The following is a 17,620-nucleotide window of genomic DNA, read 5'->3' on the forward strand; positions in this document are numbered from 1 at the left end:
CATGGCGAACACTTACACGATCAGCGATCTGGCCCAAGAATTTGACCTGACCACCCGTGCCATTCGTTTTTACGAAGACATGGGCTTGCTCGAACCCGAGCGTTCTGGCCCAGGGGGGCGCAACCGCGTGTATTCGGCCCGCGACCGCACCCGTTTGAAACTCACCTTGCGCGCCAAGCGGCTGGGCTTGTCGCTCAACGAAGCCAAGGGACTGATCGACATGTACGACAGTCCTCGCGATACGGTGCCGCAGCTCAAAAAATTCCTCGTGGTGCTGGCCGAACACCGCCAACAGCTGGAGTCGCAATTGGCCGACCTGGAGGCGACGCTGGACGAAGTCAAAACCCACGAAAAAGAGACCCGCAGTTTGCTGAACAAGGCCAATAAGGCCGTTCCAGCCAGCTGATCTCCGCGGTTTGGGCCGTACCGAGACCCCCGTGTTGCGGGCATGCTGGCCACCGGCTATTGGTTGACGTTGACGTAAACGTCAATTACAGTTCGGCTTGACCTTAACCTCCGGATGCGATGTGACCTCAGCCCTGACCCCCCACGAGCGTGTTGCCACGAGCCTGGCCCGTCAGGGCATGATGAACCACTTGGGTGTTCGCCTGTTGTCGGCCTCGGTTGGGCGGGTCGAACTGGCGGTGCCATACAGCGACAAGGTCACGCAGCAACAGGGCGGTTACCACGGTGGTGCCATTGGCGCACTGGCGGACATTGCCGCCGGTTACGCTGCACTGACCGTGTCGCCAGAAGGCATGGAAGTCACCACAGTGGAATACAAGATCAACTTTCTCTCCAACTTTCAAGGCGGAGAGATTCGCGCCACCGGTCGCGTCACCAAGGCGGGCAAACGCATCATCGTGACCACGGCCGAGGTGGTGCACATCGACGACACCGGCAAACGCTCGGACTGCGCGGTGATGCAGTCGACGCTGGTGCCTGTAGCCAAAACTTACTAGTGTGTTCAGCGTTGGGCGTTTTGCGTTCAGCGTGAAAATCAACTGAAACTGCTCAACGCTCAACGCAAAACCCCATTAGGAACCCCCATGAACAACTTGCCTGGCCTCAACTTCCAACTCGGTGAAGACATCGACGCCCTGCGCGACGCCGTACGGGACTTTGCCCAAGCCGAAATCGCCCCCCGCGCTGCCGAAATCGACCGCAGCGACCAGTTCCCGATGGACCTGTGGCGCAAGATGGGCGACCTCGGCGTGCTGGGCATCACTGTGGGCGAGGAGTACGGCGGCGCGAACATGGGCTATCTGGCCCACATGATCGCCATGGAAGAAATTTCCCGTGCCTCGGCCAGCGTGGGCCTGAGCTATGGTGCGCACTCCAATTTGTGCGTCAACCAGATCAAGCGCAACGGCTCGCCCGAGCAGCGCGCCAAATACTTGCCCAAGCTGATCAGTGGCGAGCACGTCGGCGCTTTGGCCATGTCCGAACCCGGCGCGGGCTCGGACGTGCTGAGTATGAAGCTCAAGGCCGAAGACAAGGGCGGCTACTACCTGCTCAATGGCTCCAAGATGTGGATCACCAACGGCCCGGACGCCGACACTTTGGTGGTGTACGCCAAGAGCGAGCCCGAATTGGGCGCACGCGGCGTCACGGCCTTTTTGATCGAAAAAGGCATGAAGGGTTTCAGCATCGCGCAAAAGCTCGACAAGCTGGGCATGCGCGGCAGCCACACGGGCGAGCTGGTGTTCAACAACGTTGAAGTTCCCGCCGAGAACATCCTGGGTGGCCTGAACAACGGGGCTAAAGTGCTGATGAGTGGTCTCGACTACGAACGCGCTGTGCTCACGGGTGGCCCGCTGGGCATCATGCAGGCTGTCATGGACAACGTGATCCCCTACATCCACGACCGCAAGCAGTTTGGCCAGAGCATTGGCGAGTTCCAGCTGATCCAAGGCAAAGTGGCCGACATGTACACGGTGTTGCAGGCTGGTCGCAGTTTCGCCTACACCGTGGCCAAGAACCTCGACTTGTTGGGCGTGGAGCATGTGCGTCAGGTGCGCAAGGACTGCGCCTCGGTCATTCTGTGGACCGCCGAAAAAGCCACCTGGATGGCTGGCGAGGGCGTGCAAATTTTTGGTGGCAACGGCTACATCAATGAATACCCACTGGGCCGTTTGTGGCGCGATGCCAAGCTCTACGAGATCGGCGCGGGCACGAGCGAGATTCGCCGCATGCTGATCGGTCGCGAGCTGTTCGCCGAAACCTGCTGAAGCGGTTCGTCATCCAGCGGCAGGCCAGTCCAGCGACAATCTCACCATGACCACTTCACTGCAACACCTTCTGAACAACAACCGCCAATGGTCGGCGCGCATGGTGCGCGACGACCCGGCTTTTTTCTCACGCCTGGCCAACCAGCAAAACCCCAAGTACTTGTGGATCGGCTGCTCCGACAGCCGCGTGCCCGCCAACCAGATCACCGGCTTGGACCCGGGCGAGGTGTTTGTGCACCGCAACGTGGCCAATGTGGTCGTGCACTCCGACTTGAACGCGCTGTCGGTCATCCAGTACGCGGTCGACGCCCTCAAGGTCGAGCACATCATGGTGGTGGGGCATTACGGCTGCGGCGGCGTGCTGGCCACGCTGCGGGGCATGCGTGTGGGCTTGGCTGACAACTGGCTGCGCCATGTGCACGATGTCAAGGTGCGCCACCGTCGCCGCCTGGATCACCTGACGGTGCCCGAGCAAGAAGACGCCCTGTGCGAGATGAACGTGATCGAGCAGGTGGGCAATGTGGCCCTGACCAATGTGGTGCAAGACGCCTGGACGCGCGGGCAAAAGCTCAGCGTGCACGGTTGGTGTTATGGCCTCAAGGACGGCCTGGCCAAAGACTTGGGCGTCAGCATGAGCGGCAGCCACGAGGTGGTGGACGTGTTCCGCAGCGCTTTCAAGCGTTACCCGCGCGGCGGCCTGTGAAGTCTGGTACGAACAGGCGCGTTATTGACTCTTGGGCTTAATTTGTCGCTGAGTCCGAGCCCTAAAGTTGAGTTTTTTGAATTTTCTGGAGAAAACCATGTCCGATCCCATCGTCATCGTCAGTGCCGCCCGCACCCCCATGGGCAGCTTCCAAGGTGACTTTTCCGCGCTGGCCGCACACGACCTGGGTGGCGCAGCGATCAAAGCCGCCGTCGAGCGCGCAGGCATCAGCCCTGAACTCGTCACCGAAGTGCTGTTTGGCAACTGCCTGATGGCAGGCCAGGGTCAGGCACCAGCGCGGCAGGCTGGCTTCAAAGGCGGTTTGCCCAAGAGCGCGGGCGCGGTCACGCTGTCCAAGATGTGCGGCTCGGGCATGCGCGCGGCCATGTTCGCGCACGACATGCTGGTGGCCGGCACACACGATGTGTTGGTGGCCGGTGGCATGGAAAGCATGACCAACGCGCCTTACCTCATGCTCAAGGGCCGTGGCGGCTACCGCATGGGCCACGACAAAATTTATGACCACATGATGCTCGACGGCCTGGAAGACGCCTACGAAGCCGGTCGCAGCATGGGCACCTTTGGCGAGGACTGCGCCGCCAAGTACAGCTTCACCCGCGCCGAGCAAGACCACTTCGCCACCACCAGCGTCCAGCGCGCCAAAGCCGCCACAGAGTCGGGCGCATTTGCCGCCGAGATCACGCCCGTGACGGTGAAAGACCGCAGCGGCGAACGCGTGGTGTCCATCGACGAAGGCCCCGGCAAAGTCAAGCTCGACAAGATCACCAGCCTCAAGCCCGCCTTCAAGAAAGACGGCACCATCACCGCCGCCAGCAGCTCGTCCATCAACGACGGTGCGGCTGCCATGGTGCTCATGCGCGAGAGCACCGCTGCCAAGCAGGGCTGCAAACCGCTGGCCCGCATCGTGAGCCACGCCACCCACGCCCAAGAGCCCGAGTGGTTTGCCACCGCCCCTGTGGGTGCGACACAAAAAGCCTTGGCCAAAGCCGGCTGGACCGTGCAAGACGTCGACCTGTGGGAAGTCAACGAAGCCTTTGCCGTGGTGCCCATGGCGCTCATGAAAGAGCTGGGCGTGTCGCATGACAAGGTCAACGTTAACGGCGGCGCTTGCGCGCTGGGTCACCCGATTGGCGCATCCGGTGCCCGCATCATGGTCACGCTGATCCACGCGCTGAAAGCCCGTGGCCTCAAGAAGGGTCTGGCCACGTTGTGCATTGGCGGCGGCGAAGGCACGGCTGTGGCGCTGGAACTGGTGTGATGCATGAAAACTGTCCTCCTCATCGGCGCATCGCGCGGCATCGGGTTTGAGCTGGCCAGCCAGTACATCGCAGACGGCTGGCGAGTGATCGCGACAGCCCGAAGCGATGAGGGGCTTGAACGCCTGAAGGCCTTGGGCGCGCAGACCCTGCGCCTGGACGTAGCCAACCCGGCCAGCAACTCTGGGCTGTCTTGGCAGCTTGACGGCGAAAAAATCGACCTGGCCATTTACGTGGCCGGAGCCATGGACCGCGCCGGTGCGAACACGCCGCCTACCCGCGACAGCTTTGATGCAGTGATGCACACCAACGTGATGGGCGCGATGCAGGTCATCCCCCAAATCGTGCCCATGGTGCAAGAGACAAAAGGCGTGATCGCCTGCATCAGCTCGGTCATGGGCAGCCTGCAAGAAACCACCAGCGGCAACGCCGCGCTCTACCGCGTGAGCAAGGCCGCCCTCAACATGGTGGTGCGCTGCACGCAAGCCGAGCAGCCTGATGTGATCGTTCTGGCCATTCACCCCGGCTGGGTGCAGACCGACATGGGTGGGGCGGCCGCGCCCCTCACGCCCGAGCAAAGCGCGAGCAGCCTGCGCCAAACGCTGAATCGTATCCTTGAACAACGCGACCCGACACAGCGTGGCGCATTTTTGAATCACGACGGCCAGACCCTGCTGTGGTGACCCGATAAAGAAAGAGCCCCATGCTGCTGACCCCCGACCAGGAAATGATCCGCGACGCTGTGCGCGATTTTGCACAATGCGAGCTCTGGCCCCATGCGGCCGTGTGGGACAAAAAACACCACTTTCCCAAAGAAGCCCATAAGGGTCTGGCCGAGCTGGGCGCGTACGGCATTTGTGTGCCTGAAGAGCTGGGCGGCGCGGGTCTGGACTATGTGACGCTGGCGCTGGTGCTCGAAGAAATCGCAGCCGGTGACGGCGGCGTCAGCACCACCATCAGCGTGACCAATTGTCCCGTGAATGCCATCTTGATGATGTACGGCAACGCCGCGCAAAAAGCGCAGTGGCTCACCCCTTTGGCCCAAGGCCAGATGCTGGGTGCGTTTTGCCTGACCGAGCCGCATGTGGGCTCGGACGCCTCGGCCCTGCGCACCACGGCCGTCAAAGACAGCGACGATTACGTCATCAACGGCGTCAAGCAGTTCATCACCAGTGGCCAGAACGGCGACGTGGCCATCGTGATCGCGGTGACGGACAAAGCCGCGGGCAAAAAAGGCCTTAGCGCTTTCATCGTGCCCACCCGCACACCGGGCTACGTGGTGGCGCGCCTGGAAGACAAGCTGGGCCAGCACAGCAGCGACACGGCGCAAATCAATTTCGACAACTGCCGCATCCCCGCCGAAAACCTGATTGGCCAAGAGGGCGAGGGCTACAAGATCGCCCTGTCGTCTTTGGAGGGCGGGCGCATCGGCATCGCCGCGCAAAGCCTGGGCATGGCCCGCAGCGCGCTCGATGTGGCGATTGACTATGCCAAGCAGCGCGAGAGTTTTGGCACCGCCATCTTTAACCACCAGGCCGTGGGTTTCCGTTTGGCCGACTGCGCCACCCAACTCGAAGCGGCGCGTCAGCTGATTTGGCACGCGGCCAGCTTGCGAGACGCAGGCCGCCCTTGCCTGAAAGAAGCGGCCATGGCCAAGCTGTTCGCCAGCGAAGCCGCCGAAATGGTGTGCTCCGCCGCCATCCAAACCCTGGGTGGCTACGGCTATGTGAGCGACTTTCCGGTCGAGCGCATTTACCGCGATGTGCGCGTGTGCCAGATTTACGAAGGCACCAGCGACGTGCAGAAAATCATCATCCAGCGCGCGCTTTGAGCACCTGAATGACCGGCTGACGCCGGTCATTGACGTATGATTTCAGCTTATGAACATCATCATCCTCGGCGCTGGCCGCGTGGGCGAAAGCGTCGCTGAAAGCCTGGTTTCCGAGCAAAACGACATCACCGTCATCGACCAGGACCCGGCACGCCTGCGGCTGCTCGAAGAACGACTGGACCTGCGCGGCGTGGTTGGCAATGGCATCCAGCCTTCTGTGTTGCGCGAGGCTGGGGCCAAAGACGCCGACATGATCATTGCCTGCGCGGCGGCCGACGAGTCGAATTTGGTAGTCTGCAAGATCGCCCACGACGTTTTCAATATTCCCACCACCATTGCCCGTTTGCGCTCGCCCGAGTTCAATGAGGGCGACGAGTTGTTGGGCAAATCCGGTTTCGCGGTCGACCATGTGATCTGCCCCGAAGAATCAGTGATGCGCTACATCGAGCAGCTCATCCAGTACCCTGAGGCCTTGCAGGTGTTGGAGTTTGCCGAGGGCCGCGTCAGCCTGATCGTGGTGCGCGCCGCGGCCGACAGCTTGCTGGTCAACCACACCATTGCCGAGTTTCGTGAGCGATTACCCCACGCCGAAATGCGTGTGGTGGCCCTGTACCGCCAAGACACCCAGATCGACGCCACGCCCGAGACGCGCATTCTGCCCGGCGACGAGGTCTTTGTGCTGGCCGACACCAGCAAGATCCGCATCGTGCTGGCGGGCATCCACAAAACCGACAAACCCGTGCAGCGCTTGATGCTGGCCGGGGGCGGCAAAGTCGGTCTGCGTCTGGCGCGCATCTTGGCCAGCCAGTATGACGTGAAGCTGATCGAGCGCGACAAGAAGCGCTGCGAATACCTGGCCAGCCAACTGCCGTCCAGCATGTTGATTTTGAATGGAGACGGCGCTGACGAAGACCTGCTGCACGAAGAGAACGTGGGCGAGATGGATCTGTTTTTGGCCTTGACCAGTGACGACGAGGACAACATCATGTCGGCCATGCTGGCAAAGCGCATGGGCGCAGGTCGCGTGATGGCCCTGATCAACCGCCGCGCCTATGCCGACATGATGCAAGGCAGCACCATCGACATCGCCATATCGCCTGCGCAAACCGTCATTGGTGAGCTGCTGGCGCATTTGCGACGGGGGGATGTGGCTGCGGTGCACAGCCTGCGCCGGGGCGCTGCCGAGGCTCTGGAGGGCATTGCACGAGGCGACATCAAAACCTCTAAGCTGGTGGGGCGGCGCGTCGAAGAAATCAATCTGCCCAAGGGGGTCAGCATGGGCGCGATCGTGCGAGGCGAGGGCAGAACGTCCGAAGTGCTGATGCCGCACCACGACACCTTGATCGAGACCGATGACCACATCATCTTGTTCATCCCCAACAAGCGCGATGTGCGTGCGGTGGAAAAACTCTTTCAGGTCGGTGCGACCTTCTTTGGTTGATGCTGAAAACCTTCTTCCCCGTTTTGGCGGTGATGGCGCGCATCCTGATCGCGTTTTCGGTCACTTTTTTGGTGCCGGGGATCTGGGCCTGGTTTGAAGACCACCACGACCTGCAGTGGATCTGGCTGGCGGGTTTTGGCTTGACGGCAGCGAGCGGTTTGCTGCTGGCGGCCATCACGCAGCGCCACCGCCGTGAACTGCTGGCCAAAGACGGTTTTTTGTTGGTCAACATGGTTTGGTTGGTCTTGCCAGCTTACTCGGCATTGCCCCTCATGTTTTTGGTGCCCGACATCTCCTGGTTCAAGGCCTACTTTGAAGCCATGAGCGCGCTCACGGCCACCGGGGCCACGGCCTTGTCGGGGCTGGAGCACTTGCCTGTGTCGGTGAACATCTGGCGATGTTTTTTACAACTGATCGGCGGCCTGGGCATCATGCTGCTGGTGGTGGCGGTGTTGCCCATGCTGGGCTTGGGCGGCGTGCAGCTCTACAAAGCCGAAACCCCCGGCCCCATGAAAGACACCAAATTCACGCCGCGCATTTCCGAGACGGCGCGCGGCCTGTGGGGCGTGTACTTTGTGTTTTCGGGCGCTTGCTTGCTGGCCTATCGCTGGGCGGGCATGAGCTGGGCCGATGCCTTCATGCACATGTGCACTACCATGGGCTTGGGCGGATTCTCTTCCTACGATGCCAGCTTTGCGCATTTCAACTCACCCTTGATTGAAGGCGTGGCCATCGTCTTCATGACGCTGGCAGGCATCAGCTTTGTGCGTTACTTTGTGGTGTTGCGCACCCTGTCGCTCAAGCCTGTGACCAACGACCATGAAATCCGCACCTACTTTGCTGTGCTGGTCCTGGCCACTGTGCTGCTGACGGGTTTGTTGATGGCCCATGGCGTGTACAGCGACTGGGCCCATGCCCTGCGTGTGAGCGCTTTCCATGTCGTGTCGCTGGCCACCACCACCGGTTACGCGGCTACCGATTACGCGCTGTGGCCCGTGTTTGCGCCAGTCTTGCTGATGTTCTTGGGCTGCTTTGTCTCCTGTGCAGGTTCCACCGGTGGCGGCATCAAGATGGTGCGCATGATCTTGCTGGTCAAGCAGGCCCGACGAGAGCTGGTGCGCATCATCCACCCGCGCGTCATCAACCCGGTCACGCTGGGCGGTGGGATCCTGCCCATGTCGGTCATGACGGCGGTGTTGGGCTTCATGCTCATTTATGGCGGTGCCACTATGGGCCTGAGCATGTTGCTTTTGCTCAGTGGTATGGATATTGTCACCGCGTTTTCTGCGGTGATCGCCACCGTCAACAACATCGGCCCGGGACTTGGCGAAGTGGGGCCCTCGGGCAATTACGGCGGCCTGAACCCCTTTCAGCTGGGCGTGCTGACCTTTGCCATGCTGCTGGGCCGCCTCGAGTTGCTGTCGGTGCTGGTGCTGTTCAGCTCACACTTTTGGCGAAAATAAACCCACCCTCAAGCGACGCTATTTAATACACACAAGGAGACAGACATGCCCATCACCAAAGGATTTCAGGCGCTCGTGGACGAAGCCATGGCCCAGGTCACGACGCACAGCGTGGACGCGGTGCGCGCCCGCTTGAGCGACCCAAACGTTCAGATTGTCGACATCCGTGACCCGCGAGAACTGGAACGCGAAGGCACCGTGCCCGGTGCTTTGCTGGCCCCTCGCGGCATGTTGGAGTTTTGGGTGGACCCTGCTTCGCCTTATTTCAAGCCCGTGTTTGCCGACGAGAGCAAGCAGTTCATCTTGTTTTGCGGCGCAGGCTGGCGCAGCGCCTTGGCCACCAAAACCCTGCAAGACATGGGCATGAACAATGTGGCCCACATCGACGGTGGGTTTACCGCCTGGAAAAAAGCCCAAGCGCCCATGGTCACCATGGACCAACATAAGGCCGAAAGTGCGGCGCGAAAAAGCGCTTGATGCCTGCTCCCCGTAGGTTGGCGGCTGTAGCCCCGACATGTTGGACCACCTCGGTTTTTCGGGGCTGAAGCCACCGACCCGAAATAAAGTCTCATGAATTTGACACCTTGCCTCTGTGGCCGCACCACCGCCAAAGGCCAGCCGCTGGCACTCAATGCATGCTGCGGTCCTTATCACGCAGGCGTAGCCGCCCCCGATGCCGAAAGCCTTATGCGCTCGCGCTACAGCGCTTTTGTGCGGGGCGATGTGCCTTATCTGCTGGCCACTTGGCACAGCAACCAAAGACCCGCTGATTTGACGCTGGAGCCCGGAGCCAAATGGCTAGGGCTGGAGATCAAGCAGTGCCTTAGCACCGAAGAACACAAAGCCGAGGTCGAATTTGTCGCCCGTTTCCGCTTGGGCGGCAAAGCTGTGCGCCAGCACGAACGCAGCCGTTTTGTTCGCGAAGACGGCCGTTGGTTTTATGTGGAGGGTGATGTGCTGTGAAGACGGTGCATGACCGCGCTGCAGGCTCACCCCGTATGATCATTCACATGAACTTTGAAGCCATTCTTTTCGATTGCGACGGCGTGCTGGTCGACAGCGAGGCCATCACCTGCGGCGTGCTGCGTGACATGTTTGAAGCGCAAGGCTGGCGCATGACGCTGGCCGAGTGCATGCAGCGCTTTGTGGGCCACACCGTCAAAAGCCAGCGCAGCGTGATCGAAGCGCACACTGGCCAGCCGCTCACCGAAGCGTGGCTGGAACAGTTTTTTGCCCGCCGCAACGAAAGCCTCACCCAAAGCATCACCGCCATCGAGGGCGTGCACGAGGCGGTGGCCCACCTGAACGAGCACTGCCAGGGCCGTATTGCGGTGGCATCGGGTGCAGACCGGTTCAAGGTCGAGATGATGCTCAAGCAAGTCGGTCTGATGGACTTTTTTGAAGGCCGCATTTTCAGCGGTCACGAAATGCCGCGCAGCAAACCGCACCCCGATGTGTACCTGGCCGCTGCGGCCCATTTGCAAATCGACCCGGCCCGCTGCCTGGTGGTGGAAGACACCACCGTGGGCATCACGGCGGGTGTGGCCGCTGGCGCAACCGTGTGGGCCTATGCCGCGCCCCCAGCTGAACATGCGCCGCTCTTGCAAGCGGGCGCGCAACGGGTCTTCATGGGCATGCACGAGCTGCGTTTGTCTTGATCGCGTGGCTCGGTCCGGGAGCCAGCGACCGAAAAACAGTTTGAAGCCCACGGACAGTCGTACAAATCGCAAGTCAATATAATCAGCATGATCATACTGATCAACGGAGGCTGTCATGTTGGTTCAAACTTCTGCAGTGGCGTTTCGCCAAAACCTAGGCGAGATGCTCAACCAAGTGCAATACAGGCAAGACCACATCGTCATCAGCAAAGACGGCAAGCCCGTGGCCGCCTTGGTGGATGTGAAACTGTACGAGAGAATTCGCAGGCAGCGCAGCCGATTTGAAGCCCTCAGTGAGCGTTTGGCTTTGGGTTTCTCAGCGCTTCCTCCAAGTGATGGCATGGCTGAAATTGAGGACGCTGTTCGCGATCAACGCGCTGCAGCATGAGGGTGGTTCTGGACACCAATGTGTTGCTCAGTGGTTTGGCTTACTCAGCCAGTCTGCCGGGCCGAATTCTTGCCGTTTGGAAGGCTGGGGCTTTGGAGGTGGTTCTCAGTGACTACATATTGGAAGAGCTGCGGCGGGTTTTGCCGCGCCTGCAGTCACGGCACGGTTTGAGCGAGGCCGAGATGAATGATTTGGTGGACTGCCTGAGTTTCGAAGCTGAAATCGTGGTGCCCGACCCAGCACTGGAGCCTCTGCTCACAGACCCGTGGGACCAAGCGGTGCTGGGGACGTGGCGTGCCGCCCAAGCTGAAGCGCCCACCGTGGCTTTGATCACGGGAGATAAGGCACTGTTGGCCTTGGCCAACAAGTACCCTGTGTTTGGCCCTGCTGCTTTTTGGGAGCGGCATGGGGGCTGAATTGGAGTGGTTTTGTCAATGACCACTTTGGCTTGAGCGAAGCGCTGGATTTCTGGCTCATTCGGGTGCCGCTTGTTTGCTTGCAAGTAGCTTGATCAGGCATTCAATCTTGGACAAATTTAAAGACAAGACGGGACGAATATAAATTTTGAGGGCTTTTTCCACAGGTAAAAGTCAATTTAGCTGGGCTGAGATGGCAGATGAGACCTAACCCCCTCGGGCGTCTGTCCCGTCCACCCCTTGAACGCCCGCATGAAGCTCTTTTCGTTCTGAAACCCCACTTCGCTAGCGATCTGTTTGATCGGGCGTTGCGTGCGAAGCAGCAGGTCCATGGCCAGGTCGCGGCGCACGGCGTCTTTGAGTTGCTGCAGGCTGGCGCCTTCTTCCTTGAGTTGCCGGTGCAGGGTGCGGGCCGACAGGTTGAGCCAGGCGGCCAGGTCGTCGGCGTTGCGGCTGTGTTCGGGGTGTTCAGCCAGGGTTTGGCGTACTTTTTCCACCAACAGGCGGTCGCGGCGGTAGGGGCGCACCGTGAGCAGCAGGGCGCGTTGCAGCATGCGTTGCAGAGCGGCTTCGTCGCGGCGCACCGGCAGGCTCAGGTAGCCCGCGTCGAACTGCAGGCTGTGTGTGGGCGCATTGAATTGGGTGGGGCCGTCAAACAGCACGCGGTAACTGTCGGCATGAGGTGGCGGGGCAAAGCGCAGCGTGGTCTGCAGCAAGGGGATGCGCGAATCCGTCAGCCAGCAGGCCACGCCCAAAGCGTTGCGCAGTACCGAGACCACGGCAAATTCCTGCAAAGCGCCCAGCCTGCGTTGCTCGGTCAATTGCAGGCTGGCCACGCCCTGCGACGGACTGACTTGCAGGTGGATGTCGTCGGTCAGCAAGCCGTGGTGGCGGCACCAGCGGGCCAGTGCCACGCCCAGGTTGGGGGCAGTCAGTGAGGCGCGCACCAGCATGCCGTAGCTGCCCCAAGGCAGGCGGCGGCTGAACCAGCCCAGGGCTTCGTCGTCCAGCGCCCGCATGGCGGTGGATGAGAGCCACTCCATTTGCAATGCAGTGATGCGGGCTTCAGGTTCCTGCAGGGCCTCTGGCGCAATTTGTCCCTCGACAAGGGCGGGCAACGGGTCCAGGCCGCGCTGGGAGTAGGCCTGCACAATGGCTTGGACGAAAGCCATGGGTGTCTCGGCGCGGCCGGTGTGGGTCGGTCGAGGTGGGGCAGGCAGGTGCGTATTCATGGGGCTTGAAATTGTGGCACGATTTGCAACCCAATTGACACCCTCTAATCGGGGGCAGGTCGTAAGCTGGCAAGCATTGCCCCTCATGCGCGGTGTTTGCCGTGCACCCGGGGCCACAGCCAAGGAAGATACATGACTGTTTTGCAATCTCAACTGAACCCCCGCTCGGCCGACTTTCAAGCCAATGCTGCCGCCATGCGCAGCTTGGTGGACGACCTGCGCGCTCACCTTGAGCGCGTGGCTTTGGGCGGTGGTGAGGCGCCCCGCGCCAAGCACACCGCCCGTGGCAAGCTGCTGCCGCGTGACCGCGTGCAAATGCTGCTCGACCCCGGCACGCCTTTCCTCGAAGTCGCGCCCTTGGCGGCGCTCAACATGTACAACAACGACGCACCCAGCTCGGGTGTGATCGTGGGCATTGGCCGCGTGAGCGGCGTGGACTGCATGATCGTGTGCAACGACGCCACGGTGAAGGGCGGCACCTATTACCCCCTCACGGTGAAAAAGCATTTGCGCGCGCAAGAGATCGCACAGCAAAACCACCTGCCTTGTATCTATCTGGTGGACTCGGGCGGTGCCAACCTGCCCAACCAGGACGAGGTATTCCCCGACCGCGACCACTTCGGCCGCATCTTTTTCAACCAGGCCAATATGAGCGCGCAAGGCATCGCGCAGATCGCGGTGGTCATGGGCAGCTGCACGGCAGGTGGCGCCTATGTGCCCGCCATGAGTGACGAAACCATCATCGTCAAAAACCAGGGCACCATCTTTCTGGGCGGCCCGCCGCTGGTCAAAGCCGCAACGGGCGAAGTCGTGAGTGCCGAAGATTTGGGCGGTGGTGATGTGCACACGCGCCTGTCGGGTGTGGCCGACCACTTGGCGCAAAACGATGTGCACGCGCTGGCGCTGGCGCGTCAGGCTGTGAAAAACCTGAACGCACAAAAGGCCCCCAACATCGCCACCCACACGCCTGTGTCGCCGCTGTTCGACGCACAAGAGTTGTATGGTGTGATCCCCACGGACACGCGCAAACCCTTTGATGTGCGCGAGATCATCGCCCGCATCGTCGATGGCTCCGAGTTCGACGAATTCAAATCGCGCTTTGGCACCACCTTGATCTGCGGCTTCACCCGCATCGAAGGCATGCCGGTGGGCATCATCGCCAACAACGGCATTTTGTTTTCCGAGTCGGCGCTCAAAGGCGCGCACTTCATCGAACTGTGCTGCCAGCGCAAGATCCCGCTGGTCTTCTTGCAAAACATCACCGGCTTCATGGTGGGCCGCAAATACGAGAATGAAGGCATCGCCCGCAATGGCGCGAAGATGGTCACGGCCGTGGCTACTGCCGCTGTGCCCAAGTTCACCATCATCATTGGCGGCAGCTTTGGCGCGGGCAACTACGGCATGTGCGGCCGCGCTTACAGCCCCCGCTTTTTGTGGATGTGGCCCAACGCCCGCATCTCCGTCATGGGCGGCGAGCAGGCGGCCAGCGTGCTGGCCACCGTCAAGCGCGACGGCATCGAGGGCAAGGGCGGCCAGTGGAGCGCCGACGAAGAGGCCGCGTTCAAGGCCCCCATCAAAGAGCAATACGAGGTGCAGGGTCACCCTTACTACGCCACCGCCCGCCTGTGGGACGACGGCATCATCGACCCGGCCGATACCCGCCGCGTGCTGGCGCTGGGCCTGAGCGCATCGCTCAATGCACCCATTCCCGAGACGAAATTTGGACTTTTTCGCATGTGATGTGTATGATTTTGTGAATTCATACACATTAAGGGGCTGAGCGCATGCGAACCAACATTGAAATTGACGACGACTTGATGGCCGCTGCCATGGCGGCAGGCGGCTTCAAGACCAAAAAGGAAGCGGTCGAAGAGGGCTTGCGTTTACTCAAGCGCAAGAAGGCTTATGCAGCGTTGTTGGCTGCGCGTGGCACTTTGTTTTGGGACGACTCCGACGAAGCCTGGGCCAAGGCGCGCGAAGAGCGGCAACTTGCAGAGACCGCGCAAGAACCTGCTGCTACATATGAGGTCAAGCCCGCTGTTAAAGCTCGAAAATCCCAAGCAGGCGCTCAAACCAAGCTGCGTGGGAAAGGCAAGTCAGCATGATTTTGGTGGACTCCAGCGTGCTGATCGATCACTTTCGAGGCACGATCAACCCACAGACCCAGCAGCTCAAGCACTGGCTTTCCGGGCAAGAAGGGCCGCCTGACATTGGAGTGGCTGATTTGGTTATTTTTGAGGTGGTTCGAGGCTTCTCCACGGCCAGTGCCCAGGCCCGAGTGCGGGACCTGCTGTTGGACTTGGAGGTGGTGGAAATTGGTGGCCTCAACAACGCCTTGCAGGCGGCCACTCTCTATCAACGGTTGCGCCAATCTGGCCGCACCGTGCACAGCCCCATCGACGTGCTTTTAGCCAGCTACTGCATGACCCATGGCCACACGCTGCTGCACCGCGACGCGGATTTTGAATCGCTCAAAACTTTAGGAGGACTGGACACATGGCCACAATGAACACATCGACTTGGCACAGCCACTTCAACATGCAAGCGCGTTACCAGGTCTGGGTCACGCACCGCCTGCTCGAAGCGGTCTCGCGCGTGTCCGATGCAGACTATCGGCGCGACGTGGGCCTGTTCTTCAAAAGTATCCACGGCACGCTGAACCACATGCTGGTGGCCGAGCACTTGCTCTGGTATCCGCGTTTTGCCAAAGGCGCATCACCGGTGCTGGCGCTGGATACCGAGGTTGAGCCCCACCGCGAACGCCTGGCGCAGGCGCTCAAGGGCGGATCGGCCAACTGGACGCCACTGATCGCCAGCTGGAGTGCCGAGCGCTTTGATGGTCACCTGGATTACCGGACCAGCAAGGGTGACCCCCTGTCCTTGCCGTTTGCGGCCACCTTGGCGCATGTCTTCAACCACGCCACCCACCACCGTGGTCAGATCACGGCAGCACTGACCGCGCTTGGCCAGCCTTGCCCGGAGCTGGACATGGTGTATTTCCTTCTCGCAGAACAGGCACCCAAAGCATGAGCAACGCATTGAAAATTTCCACCCAAGGCGGCGTGCACACCATCACGCTGTCGCGCCCCGATGTGCGCAACGCCTTCAACGACGAAGTCATAGCCGAGCTGAAAAACGCTTTTCTGGCAGTGGCCCAAGACGCAGCCGTGCGCTGCGTGGTGCTGGCCGCCGAGGGTCCCGCTTTTTGCGCCGGTGCTGACCTCAACTGGATGCGCCGCATGGCCGACTACACCCAGGGCGAAAATCTGGCCGACGCGGGCGAGCTGGCCGCCATGCTGCGCGCCATTTACGAATGCCCCCAACCCACCATTGCCCGCGTGCAGGGCGACGTGTACGCCGGGGGCATGGGCCTGGTGGCGGCGTGTGACATGGCGGTGAGCGTGGACACGGCGTATTACTGCCTGAGCGAGGTCAAGCTGGGCCTGATCCCGGCGACCATCAGCCCCTATGTGATTCGTGCCATGGGCGCGCGTGCAGCGCACCGTTACTTTTTGACGGCTGAGCGTTTTAGCGCTGCCGAGGCGCACCGAATTGGCCTGGTGCATGAGGTGGTGAGCGCCGACGCGCTGGACGCCAAAGTGGCCGAGCTGACGCACGCCCTCGTCAGCGCCAGTCCCCATGCCGTGCGTGCTTGCAAAAAGCTGGTGCAGGACGTGGCCGAACGCGAGATCAACGACGCGCTGGTGGCGCAGACGGTGGCGGGCATCGCCGACATCCGTGCCAGCAGTGAAGGCAAGGAGGGCGTGCAGTCCTTCTTGCAAAAACGCAAACCCAACTGGCTGCTGTCTTGAGCGCATGGGTATGAAACTGCTTCGTGGTCTGCTGGGGTTCGGTGCTTGCTGGTGGGCGATGTGTGCGCATGCGCAAGCCCCTGCAGAGTTGCCGGTTGCCAAAGACCTGCATGAAGTCGTTCACCGTATTCCGGTTTCGGTGCAGGACCTTTACGGTCGGCGTGAACAGCGCCAAATCCCCGTGACGGTGTTCAAACCCGCAGGGGATGGGCCGTTTCCGATGGTGGTGCTCAACCATGGCCGCGCCACCAGCCGCGAGAAAATGGCCCAACCGACACGCTTTCGGTTTGAGCAACAGGCCCGCTATTTTGTGGGCAAGGGTTTTGTGGTGATGGTGCCCACGCGTGTGGGCTATGGCGAAACCCACGATGGTTTTGACCCGGAAACCAATGGCGGCTGCAGCCAACCTCGCATCGAACCCATGAGCCTTGCCGCATCAGACCAAGTGATCGCGGTGGCCGAATTCGCGCGCAGCTTGCCCTTCGTTGACGCCTCGCGGTGGTGGGTCATGGGCCAATCGGTCGGCGGCTTGACCACGGTAGCGACGGCCTGGCGCAACCCAGCAGGCTTGCAAGGGGCCATCAATTTTGCAGGCGGCACCGGGGGTGATCCGGTGGGCCGTCCAGGCCAATCGTGCGCTGCTACGCAGATTGCACGTCTCTGGAAAGCCCGAGCAGCTCAAGCCCGAGTGCCCATGCTGTGGCTGTATTGGGAAAACGATTTGTTCTGGGGTGTGCAAGCGCCGCGCGACTGGCACCGGGCTTGGCTGGACGGTGGAGGGCAAGCCGAGTTTCGGCAACTCGCTCCCGTGGGCCAGGATGGTCATTCGGGGTTCAGCATCGACATGGACCGTTGGGTGCCTTGGGTGGATGCTTTTCTGGCCAAGGCCGGTTACACCCAGCCCGCATTGCCGCCAGTGCCCACACCGACTGGTTTTGCCCAAGTGGACGAGATCGACAAAGTGCCAGTGGGTGCCGAGACCCGGCAAAACCTGTACACCCGGTTTTTGGCCAGCCCCTCCCCGCGTGCTTTTGCCATCGGCCCAGGTGGCGCGGGCTTTGCCACGGGCGATTGGGCCGTGGGTCGCGCATTGGGTTTTTGCCAGGCACGCCGTGGCATCACCTGTAAGTTGTATGCCGTAGATGACCAAGTGGTTTGGAGAAATTGA

Annotated in this window: 21 protein-coding genes; 20 read left to right on the top strand and 1 reads right to left on the bottom strand. The window is 61.1% G+C overall.

From position 1 onward, the window contains the following. Position 1 precedes the first annotated feature (1 nt). From B9Z49_RS16920 to B9Z49_RS16985, 14 genes are all read left to right on the top strand, one after another. Entirely contained in the window at positions 2 to 406 is a 405-nt protein-coding gene (locus B9Z49_RS16920; RefSeq protein WP_108354613.1) for a MerR family DNA-binding transcriptional regulator, read from the top strand. Between the two features lie 121 nt (positions 407 to 527). Then, complete coding sequence (locus B9Z49_RS16925; protein WP_108354614.1) at positions 528 to 962, top strand: PaaI family thioesterase; 435 nt, start codon at positions 528 to 530, stop codon at positions 960 to 962. A gap of 87 nt (positions 963 to 1,049) precedes the next feature. Continuing rightward, positions 1,050 to 2,231 (top strand): isovaleryl-CoA dehydrogenase, encoded by a 1,182-nt coding sequence (locus B9Z49_RS16930; protein WP_108354615.1) that lies wholly within the window; start codon positions 1,050 to 1,052, stop codon positions 2,229 to 2,231. Positions 2,232 to 2,277: 46 nt separating this feature from the next. Then, positions 2,278 to 2,934, top strand: coding sequence for a carbonate dehydratase (gene can, locus B9Z49_RS16935; RefSeq protein ID WP_108354616.1), 657 nt, complete (start codon positions 2,278 to 2,280; stop codon positions 2,932 to 2,934). Positions 2,935 to 3,031: 97 nt separating this feature from the next. Then, positions 3,032 to 4,213 (top strand): acetyl-CoA C-acyltransferase, encoded by a 1,182-nt coding sequence (locus B9Z49_RS16940; RefSeq protein ID WP_108354657.1) that lies wholly within the window; start codon positions 3,032 to 3,034, stop codon positions 4,211 to 4,213. A gap of 3 nt (positions 4,214 to 4,216) precedes the next feature. Then, a complete protein-coding gene (locus B9Z49_RS16945; protein ID WP_108354617.1) occupies positions 4,217 to 4,894 on the top strand; it encodes an SDR family oxidoreductase in 678 nt (225 codons plus the stop codon). 20 nt (positions 4,895 to 4,914) lie between these two features. Then, entirely contained in the window at positions 4,915 to 6,042 is a 1,128-nt protein-coding gene (locus B9Z49_RS16950; RefSeq protein ID WP_108354618.1) for an acyl-CoA dehydrogenase family protein, read from the top strand. A 49-nt stretch (positions 6,043 to 6,091) separates the two neighbouring features. Beyond that, positions 6,092 to 7,483 (top strand): Trk system potassium transporter TrkA, encoded by a 1,392-nt coding sequence (gene trkA / locus B9Z49_RS16955; protein WP_108354619.1) that lies wholly within the window; start codon positions 6,092 to 6,094, stop codon positions 7,481 to 7,483. 2 nt (positions 7,484 to 7,485) lie between these two features. Then, on the top strand, positions 7,486 to 8,946 hold the full coding sequence (locus B9Z49_RS16960) for a TrkH family potassium uptake protein (protein WP_369913764.1): 1,461 nt from the start codon (positions 7,486 to 7,488) through the stop codon (positions 8,944 to 8,946). Positions 8,947 to 8,991: 45 nt separating this feature from the next. After that, entirely contained in the window at positions 8,992 to 9,423 is a 432-nt protein-coding gene (locus B9Z49_RS16965) for a rhodanese-like domain-containing protein (protein WP_108354621.1), read from the top strand. A gap of 93 nt (positions 9,424 to 9,516) precedes the next feature. Then, complete coding sequence (locus B9Z49_RS16970; protein ID WP_108354622.1) at positions 9,517 to 9,909, top strand: YchJ family protein; 393 nt, start codon at positions 9,517 to 9,519, stop codon at positions 9,907 to 9,909. Between the two features lie 47 nt (positions 9,910 to 9,956). Beyond that, positions 9,957 to 10,604, top strand: coding sequence for an HAD family phosphatase (locus tag B9Z49_RS16975; RefSeq protein ID WP_108354658.1), 648 nt, complete (start codon positions 9,957 to 9,959; stop codon positions 10,602 to 10,604). A 115-nt stretch (positions 10,605 to 10,719) separates the two neighbouring features. Continuing rightward, positions 10,720 to 10,992 (top strand): type II toxin-antitoxin system Phd/YefM family antitoxin, encoded by a 273-nt coding sequence (locus tag B9Z49_RS16980; protein ID WP_108354623.1) that lies wholly within the window; start codon positions 10,720 to 10,722, stop codon positions 10,990 to 10,992. Next, entirely contained in the window at positions 10,989 to 11,408 is a 420-nt protein-coding gene (locus tag B9Z49_RS16985; protein ID WP_108354624.1) for a putative toxin-antitoxin system toxin component, PIN family, read from the top strand. Before B9Z49_RS16980 ends, B9Z49_RS16985 begins: the two co-directional genes overlap by 4 nt. Before the next feature lie 179 nt (positions 11,409 to 11,587). Here B9Z49_RS16985 and B9Z49_RS16990 read toward each other — a convergent pair whose 3' ends face one another. Next, the gene (locus B9Z49_RS16990) at positions 11,588 to 12,640 is read right to left on the bottom strand and encodes an AraC family transcriptional regulator (protein ID WP_108354625.1); all 1,053 of its coding nucleotides are present in this window, start codon (positions 12,638 to 12,640) and stop codon (positions 11,588 to 11,590) included. A 132-nt stretch (positions 12,641 to 12,772) separates the two neighbouring features. On the opposite strand from B9Z49_RS16990, the gene B9Z49_RS16995 reads away from it, so the two are divergent. The 6 genes from B9Z49_RS16995 to B9Z49_RS17020 are packed head-to-tail and all read left to right on the top strand — an operon-like array spanning position 12,773 to position 17,620. Then, on the top strand, positions 12,773 to 14,380 hold the full coding sequence (locus B9Z49_RS16995) for a carboxyl transferase domain-containing protein (protein ID WP_108354626.1): 1,608 nt from the start codon (positions 12,773 to 12,775) through the stop codon (positions 14,378 to 14,380). A gap of 44 nt (positions 14,381 to 14,424) precedes the next feature. Next, positions 14,425 to 14,745 carry a type II toxin-antitoxin system VapB family antitoxin gene (locus B9Z49_RS17000; RefSeq protein ID WP_108354627.1) on the top strand — a complete coding sequence of 107 codons (321 nt, stop codon included), beginning with the start codon at positions 14,425 to 14,427 and terminating at the stop codon, positions 14,743 to 14,745. Further along, complete coding sequence (locus B9Z49_RS17005; RefSeq protein ID WP_108354628.1) at positions 14,742 to 15,149, top strand: PIN domain-containing protein; 408 nt, start codon at positions 14,742 to 14,744, stop codon at positions 15,147 to 15,149. The genes B9Z49_RS17000 and B9Z49_RS17005 overlap by 4 nt, the downstream gene beginning before the upstream one ends. Next, positions 15,137 to 15,670, top strand: a complete 534-nt coding sequence (locus B9Z49_RS17010; protein WP_233254679.1) for a DinB family protein — start codon at positions 15,137 to 15,139, stop codon at positions 15,668 to 15,670. Before B9Z49_RS17005 ends, B9Z49_RS17010 begins: the two co-directional genes overlap by 13 nt. Then, a complete protein-coding gene (locus tag B9Z49_RS17015) occupies positions 15,667 to 16,452 on the top strand; it encodes an enoyl-CoA hydratase/isomerase family protein (RefSeq protein ID WP_108354630.1) in 786 nt (261 codons plus the stop codon). The genes B9Z49_RS17010 and B9Z49_RS17015 overlap by 4 nt, the downstream gene beginning before the upstream one ends. Before the next feature lie 10 nt (positions 16,453 to 16,462). Continuing rightward, positions 16,463 to 17,620: a S9 family peptidase gene (locus tag B9Z49_RS17020; protein WP_108354631.1), complete on the top strand. Its 1,158-nt coding sequence runs from the start codon at positions 16,463 to 16,465 to the stop codon at positions 17,618 to 17,620.

It is taken from the genome of Limnohabitans sp. 2KL-51, assembly GCF_003063645.1.
Taxonomy (GTDB): Bacteria; Pseudomonadota; Gammaproteobacteria; order Burkholderiales; family Burkholderiaceae_C; genus Limnohabitans_A.

What these genes read in the sequence shown, in the direction of transcription:
- B9Z49_RS17020 (WP_108354631.1), top strand. Translation starts at nt 16,463, where the DNA reads ATGAAACTGCTTCGTGGTCTGCTGGGGTTCGGTGCTTGCTGGTGGGCG.
- B9Z49_RS16965 (WP_108354621.1), top strand. Translation starts at nt 8,992, where the DNA reads ATGCCCATCACCAAAGGATTTCAGGCGCTCGTGGACGAAGCCATGGCC.
- B9Z49_RS16985 (WP_108354624.1), top strand. Translation starts at nt 10,989, where the DNA reads ATGAGGGTGGTTCTGGACACCAATGTGTTGCTCAGTGGTTTGGCTTAC.
- B9Z49_RS17005 (WP_108354628.1), top strand. Translation starts at nt 14,742, where the DNA reads ATGATTTTGGTGGACTCCAGCGTGCTGATCGATCACTTTCGAGGCACG.
- trkA (WP_108354619.1), top strand. Translation starts at nt 6,092, where the DNA reads ATGAACATCATCATCCTCGGCGCTGGCCGCGTGGGCGAAAGCGTCGCT.
- B9Z49_RS16980 (WP_108354623.1), top strand. Translation starts at nt 10,720, where the DNA reads ATGTTGGTTCAAACTTCTGCAGTGGCGTTTCGCCAAAACCTAGGCGAG.
- B9Z49_RS16970 (WP_108354622.1), top strand. Translation starts at nt 9,517, where the DNA reads ATGAATTTGACACCTTGCCTCTGTGGCCGCACCACCGCCAAAGGCCAG.
- B9Z49_RS16990 (WP_108354625.1), bottom strand. Translation starts at nt 12,640, where the DNA reads ATGAATACGCACCTGCCTGCCCCACCTCGACCGACCCACACCGGCCGC.
- B9Z49_RS16945 (WP_108354617.1), top strand. Translation starts at nt 4,217, where the DNA reads ATGAAAACTGTCCTCCTCATCGGCGCATCGCGCGGCATCGGGTTTGAG.
- B9Z49_RS16975 (WP_108354658.1), top strand. Translation starts at nt 9,957, where the DNA reads ATGAACTTTGAAGCCATTCTTTTCGATTGCGACGGCGTGCTGGTCGAC.
- B9Z49_RS16920 (WP_108354613.1), top strand. Translation starts at nt 2, where the DNA reads ATGGCGAACACTTACACGATCAGCGATCTGGCCCAAGAATTTGACCTG.
- B9Z49_RS17000 (WP_108354627.1), top strand. Translation starts at nt 14,425, where the DNA reads ATGCGAACCAACATTGAAATTGACGACGACTTGATGGCCGCTGCCATG.
- B9Z49_RS16950 (WP_108354618.1), top strand. Translation starts at nt 4,915, where the DNA reads ATGCTGCTGACCCCCGACCAGGAAATGATCCGCGACGCTGTGCGCGAT.
- B9Z49_RS16995 (WP_108354626.1), top strand. Translation starts at nt 12,773, where the DNA reads ATGACTGTTTTGCAATCTCAACTGAACCCCCGCTCGGCCGACTTTCAA.
- can (WP_108354616.1), top strand. Translation starts at nt 2,278, where the DNA reads ATGACCACTTCACTGCAACACCTTCTGAACAACAACCGCCAATGGTCG.
- B9Z49_RS16930 (WP_108354615.1), top strand. Translation starts at nt 1,050, where the DNA reads ATGAACAACTTGCCTGGCCTCAACTTCCAACTCGGTGAAGACATCGAC.
- B9Z49_RS16940 (WP_108354657.1), top strand. Translation starts at nt 3,032, where the DNA reads ATGTCCGATCCCATCGTCATCGTCAGTGCCGCCCGCACCCCCATGGGC.
- B9Z49_RS17010 (WP_233254679.1), top strand. Translation starts at nt 15,137, where the DNA reads ATGGCCACAATGAACACATCGACTTGGCACAGCCACTTCAACATGCAA.
- B9Z49_RS17015 (WP_108354630.1), top strand. Translation starts at nt 15,667, where the DNA reads ATGAGCAACGCATTGAAAATTTCCACCCAAGGCGGCGTGCACACCATC.